The following is a 15,832-nucleotide window of genomic DNA, read 5'->3' as shown; positions in this document are numbered from 1 at the left end:
GCACCAACAGGGGGCACTATTCCATATACATATTTATGGAATACAGGAGCAACGGGTGCAACATTATCAAATTTAGCTGCGGGGACTTATTCAGTAACAATTACAGATACAAACGGCTGTACAGGAACAGAAAGTATAACTATTACACAACCAGCAGTTTTGATAGCAACCAACAGTGCACAGACCGATGTTAGTTGGTATGGCGGCAATGACGGATCTGCAACCGTATCAGTAGCGGGAGGAACAGCACCATACACGTATTTATGGAGTAACGGAGCAACCGGGGCAACAGCATCCAATCTAATTGCGGGAACTTATACAGTAACAGTAACCGATGCAAACGGATGTACATCTGCTATAGACTTTGTAATAACACAACCAATCCCATTAATGGTTCAGTCTGTATCACAAACCAATGTAAGTTGTAACGCGGGTGCTAATGGTACTGCGGGGATAGTTGCTATGGGCGGTAACGCACCTTATACCTATTTGTGGAGTAACGGGGCAACTGCTTCAACGGTATCTAACTTATCAGCGGGTGTTTATACGGTAACAGTAACCGATTCAACCTTAAATATTATTACGGAGAGTTTTACGATTACCGAGCCTTTAGCTTTGGCAACAACCATGGCTAAAACAGATATTACATGTAATTTTGCAAGTAACGGAACGGCAACGGTAAGTGTAATAGGCGGCACATCACCTTATACGTATTTCTGGTCAAACGGAATGACGAGTGCTAACGCAACAAATCTTAATGTAGGTAACTATACTGTAAGCATTACCGATGCTAACGGTTGTAAAACAACCGCAACGGTATCAATTACCCAGCCTACGGCATTAGTTGCAGCTGTAACCAGTACTAACATATCATGTTACGGACAAGTAGATGGTACAGCAAGTGTAATTGTGAGTGGCGGGACAGCACCTTACACGTATTCATGGTCAAACGGACAAACAGGAACATCGCTAACTAGTTTAGCAAAAGGTTCTTATATTTTAACGGTAAGCGATGCAAATAACTGTACGATAACCCAAAGTTTCACTATAACAGAACCTGCTTTTGTACATCCACCGGTGGCAGTAAATCAAAGTTTCTGTATAGGTCAAAACGCAACCTTGGCAAATATGGTAATAACAGGAAGTAACATAAAATGGTATAATGCTGCAAATGGTGGTACTTTGTTACCAGGAACTACGGTATTGACAACTGGAACAACTTATTACGCATCGCAAACAGTAGGCACATGCGAAAGTGCAACCAGAACGGGAGTACAAGTTACATTAAACCAAGGAACACCATTGACTACGACACAGTTAAATGTTTGTAGCAATACCAGAGTTCAAAACATGACAATTGACGGTTTTAACTATACCCAATTAAGATGGTACAGCAGTTCAACCAGCACAGTGCAACTACCTTCAAGCCAATTGTTAACTACCGCTACTTATTATGTAAGCTCTGTAGTTGGAACGTGCGAGTCTACAAGACAGGCAATTCAGGTAACGGTAGCTGCAGCGGTAGCTGCACCTACAGCAACATCACAAGTGATGTGTGGAAACAGTACATTGAATGATGTGGTAGTGGTAAAAGATCCATCTGCAACATTAAAATGGTACACTTCATTACAGTCAATGATACCATTGGCGGGAACAACTCAAGTTTCAACAGGAACCTATTATGTACAACAGGTAATAGGTGCATGTGAATCGGTACGTATAGCGGTTTCTGTCCAAGTTACAAGTGTAAGTGCTCCAATAATGACCTCTATAGCAACATGTGACGGTAATACTATTGCAGATTTGCACCCAAGTACAGGTACTTATGTTTGGTATGTAAATAATACCACAACAACAGCTTTACCTGATACCTTTGTAATAAAATCGGGTACATACTATATCTCACATGAGGTTTCGGGATGTATTTCACCGAGAACAAATGTGTCGGTAAATGTAAATGCACGACCAGCAAGTGCTACAGGTCAGTCGAATCAATTGTTTGGGTTTGCAGCAAGGGTATCTGATTTACAGATGAATCAATCAAACGTAAGCTGGTTTGCAAGTTTTAATGATGCTGTTAAGCAAGTGAACCAATTGGCATCAACACATCCTTTACAAGATCAAACTACGTATTACGGGATATTGACAGGAGCTAACAATTGTGGAAGTGCTGTGCCAACAGCAGTAACAGTAACGATAAACTTAAGCAATGCAGAATTAGATCTTACACAATTGAAATATTATCCAAACCCTGTAGATTCTGAATTGAATATCAGCTATATTGAAGAAATCAAGAAAGTTGAAGTATTTACAATAACAGGACAGAGAGTATTTGGAAACGATTATCAAGGCAATGAAGTAAAAGTTGATTTAAGCAGATTAAGTGCAGGTAATTATCTTGTTAAAATAGAAACAGCGAAGGCTTCACAGTTTGTAAAAATTGTTAAGAAATAAGATTAATCAAACAAATTAAGTATAATAGACAAGGCGGGGAATTTCCCCGCCTTGTTTTTTTGTGTTAAGATTTGTCTTTACTATTAAATTTTTTATATATTTATCCATTATTAAGAAAAAGTTAAATTGTTTTTGTTGGGGGCAACATGTTAAAATACTACGAATCGTTATAGTGTTTTTTGAGAATAATATTCTTTAATTAATCTAAAATTCTCAATTTCTCAATTTTTTTTCTTTGTAATGATTAATTTTAAATTTTAATTTATGAAAAAAATTTACTTATTATTTTTAACTCTTTTGTTGGCTTTTACTGGTTTTTCACAACAAACCATTACAGTAGGGACAGGAACAAGTACTCAAATCTATCCTTTAGGGAATTATTATGGGTTTGAACGGTCGGCTTCCCTATATAGCTCTGACGAAATTCTTTATTCAGGAAATATAACAAAGTTGGCTTGGTATGCAAATACTGCTGGAGCTGGTAGTAGACCGATAAAAATCTATCTAAAAGAAGTTCCTAATACAACTACAGTACTAAATTCATCTACATGGAGTTCATTAACAACAGGAGCAACTTTAGTTTATGATGGTACTATGACTCCAATTGTAGGTTGGAACGATTTTACGACTACTGCAACATTTAATTATACAGGAACATCTAACTTATTAGTTCTTGTTGAGGCAAATTTTGGAGGGTCAGGTTCTACAACAAGTTCAGGAAATAGTATCAGATATAGTACTGCTACTAATAGACACATGTATGTTAGAGCTGATACAACAGCACCTACTGGTATAGGAACATTAACTAATAATAGACCAAATATTCAATTTACATTTCCATCATTACCAAACTGTACAGGGACACCAATAGGAGGGAGTGTTTCTATTGTAAATCAAATAATTTGTAACGGAGGAACTCCAACTGCTATTTCAGTACCATTCTCTAATCCTGGTTTTTCAGGAATTACTTACCAGTGGGAAGAATCAGATGATAATGGGGTAGCAGATCCATGGAGCAATGCTGTAGGTGGAACAGGAGCGAATACTTTAACATATTCACCACCAACTTTTATGGGTACTACAAACAAATATTACCGTTTAAAAGCTACTTGCGCCAATTCAACGCAATCTGCCTATTCAACTGTACATACTGTTTTAATGGCAGCATCACCAACTTCAGCCACTGCCCTGGCATTTACAAATATACAGTCAACAAGCATGACGATTGGTTGGACTAACGCTAATGGTAATAGAAGATTAGTAGTGATAAGCCCGGTAAATACTTTTGTAGCACGAACCAATGGAACTGGGCCAGCACATACTGCTACTGCTGCTTTTACAGGTACAGGTGAACAAATTGTGTATGATGGTACAGGGGCATCTGTTACTGTCACAGGATTAACCTGTAATACAATCTATTATGTGCAGGTTTATGAATATGTTCGATGCGGGTCGGCAGCTCCTTATGGTTATTGGTATGCAACACCATTAGCAGGAAATCAAAAGCCAACTTTCTTTCAAATTGCTGCAGCTTTACCGGCTTCAACAAACTTTGCAGGGTATAATAATAATAATCTTGCGACGGTATTTCCTGGATGGGAGGAATATAAAGGGGATGGACCATTGACAGTAACAGCTTCTGACTCTGGTTGGACAAGCAGTAGTGTGTTATCAGTTCCTACTGCAAATGTTAATTTATTTTCCAATACTAAAAAGGATTGGATTGTCTCACCTACAGTAACTGTAAATGCTTTTTCAAGAGTTAGATTTAAAGCTGCTATTACAAATTACAATAATGGTAATGTTGATCCAGAAGGTATGCAAGGTACAGATGATAAAGTAGAAATTATGATTTCCACAGATCCATGTGGTGTAATTTGGACTCCCTTATATACATTTAATGCAGCTAATACAGTTAGCTTAACAAATGTATTAACTGATTATACAGTTACAATTCCTTCATCATATGTAGGGCAAAGTGTTCGTGTAGGATTTAAAGCAACAGAAGGGGTAGATGATGTTCCTGATTATGATTTTCATATAACTGATGTGTTTGTAGAGAATACACCGCCACCAACAGTAACTACTACGAAAACAGATAATGTTTGTTTTGGAGGTAATACAGCAACAGCAACAGCAATTCCGGCACAGGGAACGCCACCATATACCTATTCATGGTCACCATCAGGAGGTACAGGTTTTAAAGCAACAGGTTTAACAGCTGGAACATATACCGTTACGGTAACAGATGCAAATAACTTAACAGCAACAGCAAGTGTGACCATTGGGCAACCTAATATTGTAGTTGGGGCAATTGCAGCTACAAATGTAAGTTGCAATGGAGGAAATAGTGGGTCTGCCACAGTTACACCAACAGGGGGCACTATTCCATATACATATTTATGGAATACAGGAGCAACGGGTGCAACATTATCAAATTTAGCTGCGGGGACTTATTCAGTAACAATTACAGATACAAACGGCTGTACAGGAACAGAAAGTATAACTATTACACAACCAGCAGTTTTGATAGCAACCAACAGTGCACAGACCGATGTTAGTTGGTATGGCGGCAATGACGGATCTGCAACCGTATCAGTAGCGGGAGGAACAGCACCATACACGTATTTATGGAGTAACGGAGCAACCGGGGCAACAGCATCCAATCTAATTGCGGGAACTTATACAGTAACAGTAACCGATGCAAACGGATGTACATCTGCTATAGACTTTGTAATAACACAACCAATCCCATTAATGGTTCAGTCTGTATCACAAACCAATGTAAGTTGTAACGCGGGTGCTAATGGTACTGCGGGGATAGTTGCTATGGGCGGTAACGCACCTTATACCTATTTGTGGAGTAACGGGGCAACTGCTTCAACGGTATCAAACTTATCAGCGGGTGTTTATACGGTAACAGTAACCGATTCAACCTTAAATATTATTACGGAGAGTTTTACGATTACCGAGCCTTTAGCTTTGGCAACAACCATGGCTAAAACAGATATTACATGTAATTTTGCAAGTAACGGAACGGCAACGGTAAGTGTAATAGGCGGCACATCACCTTATACGTATTTCTGGTCAAACGGAATGACGAGTGCTAACGCAACAAATCTTAATGTAGGTAACTATACTGTAAGCATTACCGATGCTAACGGTTGTAAAACAACCGCAACGGTATCAATTACCCAGCCTACGGCATTAGTTGCAGCTGTAACCAGTACTAACATATCATGTTACGGACAAGTAGATGGTACAGCAAGTGTAATTGTGAGTGGCGGGACAGCACCTTACACGTATTCATGGTCAAACGGACAAACAGGAACATCGCTAACTAGTTTAGCAAAAGGTTCTTATATTTTAACGGTAAGCGATGCAAATAACTGTACGATAACCCAAAGTTTCACTATAACAGAACCTGCTTTTGTACATCCACCGGTGGCAGTAAATCAAAGTTTCTGTATAGGTCAAAACGCAACCTTGGCAAATATGGTAATAACAGGAAGTAACATAAAATGGTATAATGCTGCAAATGGTGGTACTTTGTTACCAGGAACTACGGTATTGACAACTGGAACAACTTATTACGCATCGCAAACAGTAGGCACATGCGAAAGTGCAACCAGAACGGGAGTACAAGTTACATTAAACCAAGGAACACCATTGACTACGACACAGTTAAATGTTTGTAGCAATACCAGAGTTCAAAACATGACAATTGACGGTTTTAACTATACCCAATTAAGATGGTACAGCAGTTCAACCAGCACAGTGCAACTACCTTCAAGCCAATTGTTAACTACCGCTACTTATTATGTAAGCTCTGTAGTTGGAACGTGCGAGTCTACAAGACAGGCAATTCAGGTAACGGTAGCTGCAGCGGTAGCTGCACCTACAGCAACATCACAAGTGATGTGTGGAAACAGTACATTGAATGATGTGGTAGTGGTAAAAGATCCATCTGCAACATTAAAATGGTACACTTCATTACAGTCAATGATACCATTGGCGGGAACAACTCAAGTTTCAACAGGAACCTATTATGTACAACAGGTAATAGGTGCATGTGAATCGGTACGTATAGCGGTTTCTGTCCAAGTTACAAGTGTAAGTGCTCCAATAATGACCTCTATAGCAACATGTGACGGTAATACTATTGCAGATTTGCACCCAAGTACAGGTACTTATGTTTGGTATGTAAATAATACCACAACAACAGCTTTACCTGATACCTTTGTAATAAAATCGGGTACATACTATATCTCACATGAGGTTTCGGGATGTATTTCACCGAGAACAAATGTGTCGGTAAATGTAAATGCACGACCAGCAAGTGCTACAGGTCAGTCGAATCAATTGTTTGGGTTTGCAGCAAGGGTATCTGATTTACAGATGAATCAATCAAACGTAAGCTGGTTTGCAAGTTTTAATGATGCTGTTAAGCAAGTGAACCAATTGGCATCAACACATCCTTTACAAGATCAAACTACGTATTACGGGATATTGACAGGAGCTAACAATTGTGGAAGTGCTGTGCCAACAGCAGTAACAGTAACGATAAACTTAAGCAATGCAGAATTAGATCTTACACAATTGAAATATTATCCGAACCCTGTAGATTCTGAATTGAATATCAGCTATATTGAAGAAATCAAGAAAGTTGAAGTATTTACAATAACAGGACAGAGAGTATTTGGAAACGATTATCAAGGCAATGAAGTAAAAGTTGATTTAAGCAGATTAAGTGCAGGTAATTATCTTGTTAAAATAGAAACAGCGAAGGCTTCACAGTTTGTGAAAATCGTTAAGAAGTAAGATTAATGAAACACATTAATTATAAAAACAAGGCGGGTGAAAACCCGCCTGTTTTTATTTATATTAAATCGTAATTATCTAAATTTTAAAAGCAACCTTTAAGTTAGGTTGCTTTTATTTTCATTGAAGGTTGCTAAAAGTACATCGTGTATATCGGCGGCACTTGGCAGTTCAAAAAGTTCGAGCTTAAAGTACGGAACCACAGCTAAAACATGATCAAAAATATCAGCCATAATTCCTTCATATTTAGGCCATTCTACCGTGTTTGTAAAGGCATAAATTTCAATAGGTAAACCATGTTCGGTAGGTTGCATGTGCCTAACCATTAAATGGAACTGTTTGTGAATGTTACTGTTGTTAAGCAAATAACGCTTTATGTATTCACGAAACAAGCCAATATTCGTCATTCTTCGGCCGTTTACCAGCATTGTAGGGTCATCAACATGGTTAAGGTTATAATTTACTATTTCCTTCTGACGTTCGATGATATATGATTTTAAAAGTTTGATTCGTTTTAAATCTTCAATCTCATCTTCTTTTAAAAAACGGATTGAGCCCATTTTAATATTTAATGATCTTTTTATTCGGCGACCACCCGATTTTTGCATGGTTCTGTAGTTCTTAAAAGAGTCGCTTATCAGTGCGTAGGTTGGAATTGTAGTTACGGTTTTATCGAAATTTTGAACCTTTACGGTGCTTAAATTAATGGTTAAAACACTTCCGTCGGCACCGTACTTTGGCATTTCGATCCAATCGCCCACACGAACCATATCGTTTGATGATACCTGAATACTTGCAACAAATCCCAGAATAGTATCCTTAAAAACCAAAATCACAATTGCCGATGCTGCACCTAAAGCAGTTAGTAAACCATAAGGTTCTTTACCCGTTAATTCAGAAAATATCAAAATGGCACAAACAATATACAGTACTATTGAAATTACCTGAAAGTAACTGTCTAAAGGTTTGTCTGTAAATCGTTTGCGGCTGTGTAGTACATCTTTAAAAGTATAAAAAATCGATTTTAGCAGTAAGGTAAAAGCAATAATCAGTGCAATATCTACCATTTTTACTGTGATGTGCGTTATTTGCGGAAAGCCTGTAAATATGAGGGGTAACGACTGTTTTGCGATTATCAGCGGAATTAAATACGTAAGGTATTTAAGTACTTTGTTGTGAATTAAAAAATCGTCGAAACGGGTTTTGCTTCTGCGAATGGTTTTTATAAGTACCAGCATTAAAATTCTACGCAGTACAAAGGCTGTAAAATACAGCAGTACAAAAAATACCAATAAAAGTAAAATGGTGTTGATGTAATGCGATGCCTGACTGTTTAAGCCTGTGTTTTTTAATAAATTGTAGCCAAAGGAATAAATGGTGCTTTGTAATTCGTTCATGTAAATGTATTTGAAAAAAATCCCGGATGTTACCTCGGGATTTTGTTTTTATAAGTCGTTTAATAATTTAGATATTTCGTCTAATTTCGGAGTTAAAATAACTTCTATTCGTCGGTTTTTAGCCTTACCTGTTGCGGAACTGTTCGATGCAATCGGAGCGAATTCACTGCGTCCGGCTGCCGTAAGGTTCTTTTTGTCGATGCCGTTGGTTTGTTCGATAATGTTTACGATTGCCGTAGCACGTTTGGTTGACAAATCCCAGTTGTTTGTGATACCGCCACCTAAATTACCCATGATTTTATCGTTATCGGTATGCCCTTCGATCAAAATAGCAATATCAGGATTTTTTGCTAAAACTTCAGCCAATTGCTCAACCGCATTTTTACCTTCGTTACTCACTGTCCAACTACCTGAAGGAAACAACAATTTGTTTTCCATTGAAACGTAAACCTTTCCGTTTTTCTGTTCAACTGTTAAACCTTTTCCTTCAAATTCAAACAACGCTTTAGAAAGCGATTCTTTTAAATTGCGCAGGTTTTTGTCTTGTGCAGCTAACTTTCCTTCTAATTCGGCGACACGAGACGATTTTCCGTCTAATTCTTTCTTTAAACTGTTTAAACGTTCAATTTCTGCCTTGATTGCCTGATCGCTGTTTTTCTCTAAACTGCCGTATTCTTTTTGCAGTTGATCGTAGGCAACTTTTAATTTATCGCGTTCGGCAACAGCATCTTCTAACTGACTTTGTAATGATTGATTTTTTGTTCCCAAATCAAACGATTGCGATTTTAAATCAGATGATTCGCCTGTTAAACGCTCTAGTTCTTCGGCACAATTTTTATATTTTGCGTCTAATTCGTTGTACAATCTTCTGGTAACGCAGCCTGTTAAAAGTGGTATGCAGCATGCTGCCAATACTATTTTTTTCATATTTATAAATGTTTTTATTAATCAATTTCTATTGCAACCGGGCAATGATCAGAATGTTTGGCGTCGGGCAAAATGTAAGCACGTTTTACACGGTCCTTCATGTTTTCTGCAATCAAATTATAATCAATTCTCCAGCCTTTGTTATTGTTTCGGGCGTTTGCACGGTAGCTCCACCACGAATAATGATGCGGCTCCGGATTCAGCATTCGGAACGAATCTAAAAATCCATTTTTCATAAAAGTATCCAACCATTCACGCTCTTCAGGTAAAAAGCCCGAAACTTTTGCATTGCGAATAGGATCGTGAATATCAATTGCCTGATGACAAATGTTGTAATCGCCACAAATAATAAGGTTTGGAACTTCTTTTTTCAGCTCATTGATGTAATTCTGAAAATCTGCCATGTACTGAAATTTATGACCTAAACGATCAATATTCGTGCCCGATGGAAGGTATAAAGACATAACCGAAACATCGTCAAAATCTACCCGAACGTTTCTTCCTTCCTCATCCATATAGTCAATTCCGGTACCAAAAACAATTTGCTTGGGTTCGGTTTTACACAAAATGGCAACGCCGCTGTAGCCTTTTTTTTCTGCCGAAAAATAATATTGGAACGGATATCCTGCAGCCGTAATTTCTAAAACCGGAATTTGATCCTGCGTTGCCTTAATTTCCTGTAAACAAATAACATCTGGGTTTGCAGCCTGCAGCCAATCTAAAAATCCTTTGGTAATTGCAGCGCGAATGCCGTTAACGTTGTATGATAAAATTTTCATTTATAAGTAGGTGTTTTGTCAAAAATACACAATTCGTTTTTCACTAAAAACACATTTAACGACTTGTTTTGTATTTTGTTAAAAATTATCTTGTTAACAATTTATTAAAACTAAAGTAAATTTTACTATATTTAAAACCGTAACCTTAGATTAAAACTGCATTATAATGAAATTGGTTTTAAAGAGGTGTGAAATGAATTGTTATCTTTGCAAAAAAATATTTAAATGGGGTTAGTAACCGCTAAAGAAATTGCGCGCGTAATAAAATTAGATAAGTACGGCTTTATTGGTACTTTTTCTGGTTGGTTATTAATGAAAGTGCTTAAAATATCACAATTAAACAAAATTTACGATAGAAATAAACATTTAGAAGACGTTACTTTTTTAAATGCCATTTTGAACGAATTTCAGATAGAGTTTGAGATTGATCCCGAAGAATTAAAAAGATTACCAAAACAAGGTCCGTATATAACTGTTTCGAATCATCCGCTGGGTGGTATTGACGGAATTTTACTGTTGAAATTAATGCGTGAGCGTGATCCGGATTATCGAATCATTGCGAATTTTCTGTTACATAGAATTGAGCCTTTAAAGCCTTATGTAATGCCGGTTAATCCGTTTGAGAACCATAAAGATTCCAAATCTAGTGTTTTAGGATTGAAAGAAACCTTACGCCATTTAAGCGACGGCAAACCGTTGGGGATTTTCCCGGCAGGCGAAGTATCAAACTTTGAAGAAGACGATAAAATTGTTGATAAACCTTGGGAAGAAGGTGCATTAAAGCTTATTAGAAAAGCGCAGGTTCCGGTGATTCCTATTTATTTTCATGCCAAAAACAGCAAGTTGTTCTATATGTTGTCTAAAATTAGTCCAACGTTGCAAACAGCCAAGCTTCCTTCCGAATTATTAACTCAGAAAGATCGTGTAATCCGCGTACGTATTGGAAAACCAATCACGGTTGCCGAACAAAACGAGCACGGAACATCAATAGAAAATTTCGGAAAATTTTTACGTCAGAAAACCTATTTGTTGGCAAATACCACAAAAGACGACGATAAAAAGCAATACATAAAAATACCGTCGTTTAAACTGCCAACGCCTCCGCCAAAAGAGATCGAACGCCCGGTGCTTCAGGATTTAATGGTGAAAGAAATAGAAAATTTACGTAAAGGCGACGAACGTTTGCTGCAAAGTAAAAATTACGAGGTTTTTTTGACTGATGCCACAAATATTCCGAATATTCTGCGTGAAATAGGAAGATTGCGTGAAGTAACTTTTAGAGCAGTTGGTGAAGGTACAAACCAATCGATTGATTTAGATAAATATGATACGTTCTATAAACACATGTTTTTGTGGGACGATGATGCCAAATGTATTGCCGGTGCCTACCGTATGGGAATTGGGAAAGATATTTATGCAAAGCACGGTATTAACGGGTTTTATTTAACCGAATTGTTCCGTTTTGAATCGGAATTGCATGGTATGATGGAACAATCGATAGAAATGGGTCGTGCCTTTATTATTGGCGAATACCAGCTAAAACCAATGCCGTTGTTTTTATTGTGGAAAGGTATTGTGCATACAACGTTGCGCTATCCGGAACACAAATATTTAATTGGTGGTGTAAGTATAAGCAACCAATTTTCAGATTTCAGTAAATCGCTAATGATCGAATTTATGAAATCGCATTTTTACGATCCGTATGTCGCACAATATGTTCAAGCTAAACAAGAATATAAGGTGCGGTTGAAAGATGCCGATAAGGATTTTGTTTTTAACGAAGCCGAAGCCGATTTGAATAAATTCGACAAGCTTATTGAAGAAGTAGAACCAGGCGGATTGCGTTTGCCGGTTTTAATTAAAAAATATATCAAACAAAACGCAAGGGTAGTGGCTTTTAATGTTGATCCACTATTTAATAATTCGGTTGATGGGTTGATGTACATACGCATTGCAGATTTACCAGAAAGTACCGTTCGTCCGGTAATTGAAGAGTTACAATTGGAGTTGGAACGCAAGATTAATGAAAAGCACGAGGAATAAAAAACACCCCTAAAACTTATAAGTTTTAGGGGTGTTTTACTTTTATGATATATAATCCTACTTTTTAATAAACTTATGTGTAGAAGTGTATTTACCTGTATTTATAACCAAGATGTAAGTTCCGGTTTGTAAACTCTCAACATTTATCTGTTGGTTTACTTGGTTGGAATTTTCTTTAGAAACAGTTTTAATCAATCTTCCGTTTAAATCAAAAATATCAAACTTCACTTTTTCTATATCAGTTGATGAAAATTCAATATTTAAAATGTTTGTTGTAGGGTTAGGATAAATCTTTAAATTATCTAACGTAACTTCTTCTGTACTTAAATTTGGATCCCATAATGTGAATTTTTTAGAAACCGTATAAAAAATATTTCCTACTGCTTCAATTTTAATTCGTGCTTCATATGTACTTGTTAAATTTGTAGGTACAGTAACTATTGCTGATCCATTGTTTGGTACGTTTGCAGCTAATGAATTATACGTTAATCCGTTATCTGTAGAAACCAAAATATTTACGTTTGTCGTGTTTATGTTATTAGCTGTGGTACCTGCAACATTCCAAGTAATTGTTTTAGTCGATCCCATAAACCAAACCGGTTCTTTAGTACTGGAATTGTTGTTTGGTGCTGTAATTACAAACGGACCTGTATTAGCTGCAGTTATAGTTACAGGCTGCGTATAAACCACGCGCGCACCGGTTGCATTATTGTCACGTACTGTTGCTACAAAACTATAGGTTCTAGCTACTGTTGCCAAACGTTCCCAATTGTTACTGACAATCCCATTTGTATTAGTTGTTCCGTCTAAAACAGTTGAAGTACTAGGAAACGAACGAAAATTATTCGTACTTGGAGCCACAGGTCTAAAGGCGGGTCCGGTTGTAGAAGTAGCAACAGGTGGTTGTGTTGCAATCTGCGTATTAACTTGCTCAAATGTATATGTTAACTGATCTGCTGTATTTGGATCCGTTGCTGTGGCACTTAAAATAAATGGTGTGCCATAAGGAATTGTTTTAGCAATTAAAGCGTTAACGACTGGTGGTGAATTGGTAACGGTAGTTTGTTGTGCACATGTTGCAGAAAGCAAAAAACTCTGCATTTCTCTGATACTTACATAATGATAATAAGCTTCAGCATTGCTTTGAACGTTTGGTGCACAAATACCAGCATAAGACATTATAGTAGTGCCACTTCCTGTTTCTACCGCAGTTGAATTGTTTCTTTGACAACTGTTGTTTTGAGTATGATTGGCACCAAATTGGTGTCCCATTTCGTGGGATACATAATCAATATCATAAGGATCTCCCACAGGGGAAGGAGAACCAGTAATTCCTGATGCTTTTGACCATGAACTACAAACCGAACCTAAACTTGCCAAACCACCACCACCTGTACTAAATGTATGACCCATATCATAATTAGCTGTGCCAATAACATTATCAATTACCGTTTGACTTTCATCAATTAGTAGAAAATCATCATTATTAGAAAAGTTATCGGATGTAATAAAAATAATGTCTCTATTATTTGCAACTAAATTTAAATGTACATTTAATTCACGTTCAAAAATCTGGTTTAAACGGGTTAAAGTTACATTCATTGCAGCTAATACAATGTCTTTTTTCTGGTTAACTGTTGTATTTGGTGTTCCAACTGGTGCGTTAGTTACATGAAAAGCAGCGTATTCAATAGTACAAGCCAATGCTAATCTGTATGTTCTACGCTTATCGTCTAAACTTAAGGTTTGAATAGGCACAGATGAAACTTCAACCGCATCAAAACTATCGCCAGGAACCAAACACGTAAAGTTATTTTTAGGTAATTCTAAAAGGTTGCGCTGGTAAACAATAACATTATTTAAATCATTTGTATAGTTGTCCATATAAAAAACAGATCCATCGGTTTTCATTCCCATTGCATGAAATCCAAAAATATCAGAAATACTTATGCTTACACTATTTCCATTGTTTTTAGTATCAACAGCCTTTAAACTTCTTATGTTTTGTACATTTTCTGCCAGTTCAGATTCCATAGCAGCATTGTTGTAAACCCAGTAATTTGTCAATTGTCCGCTTGCATCTGGTAATGTAATTACTAAATCTGACGGTCTTTCAGATAATTCCGGAGCTTTTTTAGCCCATTCTAAAACATTTTTAAGATTTAAGTTGTAAATTTTAAAGTCTGATGGGTTGTGTTTTCTAACGAACTTTTCTTTTTCGGAAAAAACTCGTTCTGTACTTTCTTTAAAAGGATTAAATTGTGCAAACAAATTTCCTGTGAAGAAAATAAGCAGAATAAGAATTAGTTTGTTGTAAAATTTCATAAAAAAATGATTGTTTTGTCAAAAATACTAACTTTATCCAAAACAGAAGTTTAAGTTAACCTCGTTTTTTAAATTATTAACCTACATTAAGATTGTTGCAAAATATCTTTCATTCGTTAATTTATTAATAACTTTGGAAAAAACTGTAAAAGTGAACGTTTTTAATTCCGTACAATCTTTTAAATCAACGCAGAAAACCATTGTAACCCTTGGTACGTTTGATGGTATGCACATTGGTCATCAGGCTATTTTGAACAAGCTGAAACTTCAGAAAAAAATATATGGTTACGAAACCTTGGTGCTTACTTTTTTTCCGCATCCACGAATGGTTTTAAAAACCGATCATCAAATATCGTTGTTAAATACGATTGATGAACGTATTAAACTGATTGATCATTTTGGAATAGATCATTTGGTGGTGCAAGAGTTCACACAAGATTTCTCCAATTTATCTGCCGAAGAATTTGTGAAAACCATTTTGGTAGATCAGTTTAACATCGGAAAAATCATTATTGGATACGATCACCGTTTTGGAAAAAATCGTTCGGCTGATATTCACGATTTAATAGAATTCGGAAAGAAATACCATTTTGATGTAGAGCAGATTTCTGCCGAAGAGTTAAACGATGTTTCCGTTAGTTCAACAAAAATTCGCAACGCCTTAAATGTAGGTAATGTAGCTTTGGCAAAAACCTATTTAGGTTACCCGTACATGGTTTCGGGCAAGGTGGTTTCGGGCAAACAGTTGGGCAGAACCATTGGTTATCCCACAGCGAATATTCAGGTTGCCGAAGATTACAAACTAATTCCTGCCATTGGCGTTTATGTGGTTGGCGTTACGGTTAAAGACGAAGACTATTACGGAATGTTAAGTGTGGGCACCAACCCAACGGTTGGCGGAACCGAAAAAACAGTCGAAGTTTATATTTTTGATTTTAACGATACTATTTACGATGAAGAAATTACCGTTCGTTTTCTTACAAAAATCAGAGATGAAGAAAATTTTGGTTCGATAGATTTGTTGATCGAAGCATTAAAGAACGATGAAGTTTTTTCTCGAAATTTTCTTATAAATATAGATTAGTT

8 protein-coding genes are annotated in these 15,832 nt (G+C 36.8%); 4 read left to right on the top strand and 4 right to left on the bottom strand.

Translation table 11 applies throughout. The features are described 5' to 3' along the window. Both F0460_RS14455 and F0460_RS14450 read left to right on the top strand, forming a co-directional pair. Positions 1–2,454, top strand: a 2,454-nt coding sequence (locus F0460_RS14455) for an Ig-like domain-containing protein (RefSeq protein WP_190304163.1), incomplete at its 5' end; no start/stop codon positions are given. A 264-nt stretch (positions 2,455–2,718) separates the two neighbouring features. Beyond that, the gene (locus F0460_RS14450) at positions 2,719–7,275 is read left to right on the top strand and encodes an Ig-like domain-containing protein (protein WP_150014479.1); all 4,557 of its coding nucleotides are present in this window, start codon (positions 2,719–2,721) and stop codon (positions 7,273–7,275) included. Positions 7,276–7,373: 98 nt separating this feature from the next. Here the strand turns inward: F0460_RS14450 and F0460_RS14445 are convergent, their stop codons facing one another. Genes F0460_RS14445 through F0460_RS14435 form a run of 3 tightly spaced genes read right to left on the bottom strand, consistent with a single transcriptional unit; the run spans position 7,374 to position 10,378 of the window. After that, positions 7,374–8,672: a mechanosensitive ion channel family protein gene (locus tag F0460_RS14445; protein ID WP_150014477.1), complete on the bottom strand. Its 1,299-nt coding sequence runs from the start codon at positions 8,670–8,672 to the stop codon at positions 7,374–7,376. A gap of 48 nt (positions 8,673–8,720) precedes the next feature. Further along, positions 8,721–9,605, bottom strand: coding sequence for an OmpA/MotB family protein (locus tag F0460_RS14440; RefSeq protein WP_190304165.1), 885 nt, complete (start codon positions 9,603–9,605; stop codon positions 8,721–8,723). 11 nt (positions 9,606–9,616) lie between these two features. After that, positions 9,617–10,378: an exodeoxyribonuclease III gene (locus tag F0460_RS14435; RefSeq protein WP_150014473.1), complete on the bottom strand. Its 762-nt coding sequence runs from the start codon at positions 10,376–10,378 to the stop codon at positions 9,617–9,619. Between the two features lie 225 nt (positions 10,379–10,603). On the opposite strand from F0460_RS14435, the gene F0460_RS14430 reads away from it, so the two are divergent. Further along, the gene (locus F0460_RS14430; RefSeq protein ID WP_150014471.1) at positions 10,604–12,421 is read left to right on the top strand and encodes a GNAT family N-acyltransferase; all 1,818 of its coding nucleotides are present in this window, start codon (positions 10,604–10,606) and stop codon (positions 12,419–12,421) included. A gap of 57 nt (positions 12,422–12,478) precedes the next feature. Here F0460_RS14430 and F0460_RS14425 read toward each other — a convergent pair whose 3' ends face one another. Further along, positions 12,479–14,746, bottom strand: coding sequence for a zinc-dependent metalloprotease (locus tag F0460_RS14425; protein WP_150014469.1), 2,268 nt, complete (start codon positions 14,744–14,746; stop codon positions 12,479–12,481). Between the two features lie 133 nt (positions 14,747–14,879). Here F0460_RS14425 and F0460_RS14420 point away from each other — a divergent pair, with 133 nt between their 5' ends. Then, positions 14,880–15,830 carry a bifunctional riboflavin kinase/FAD synthetase gene (locus F0460_RS14420; RefSeq protein WP_317132155.1) on the top strand — a complete coding sequence of 317 codons (951 nt, stop codon included), beginning with the start codon at positions 14,880–14,882 and terminating at the stop codon, positions 15,828–15,830. Positions 15,831–15,832: the final 2 nt, after the last annotated feature.

This window comes from Paenimyroides baculatum (assembly GCF_008629655.1).
GTDB lineage: Bacteria > Bacteroidota > Bacteroidia > Flavobacteriales > Flavobacteriaceae > Flavobacterium > Flavobacterium baculatum.
This window is presented reverse-complemented; position numbering and strand designations above follow the sequence as displayed.

Coding starts and splice junctions, on each gene's coding strand:
- F0460_RS14445 (WP_150014477.1), bottom strand. CDS start 8,672: ATGAACGAATTACAAAGCACCATTTATTCCTTTGGCTACAATTTATTA.
- F0460_RS14425 (WP_150014469.1), bottom strand. CDS start 14,746: ATGAAATTTTACAACAAACTAATTCTTATTCTGCTTATTTTCTTCACA.
- F0460_RS14450 (WP_150014479.1), top strand. CDS start 2,719: ATGAAAAAAATTTACTTATTATTTTTAACTCTTTTGTTGGCTTTTACT.
- F0460_RS14430 (WP_150014471.1), top strand. CDS start 10,604: ATGGGGTTAGTAACCGCTAAAGAAATTGCGCGCGTAATAAAATTAGAT.
- F0460_RS14435 (WP_150014473.1), bottom strand. CDS start 10,378: ATGAAAATTTTATCATACAACGTTAACGGCATTCGCGCTGCAATTACC.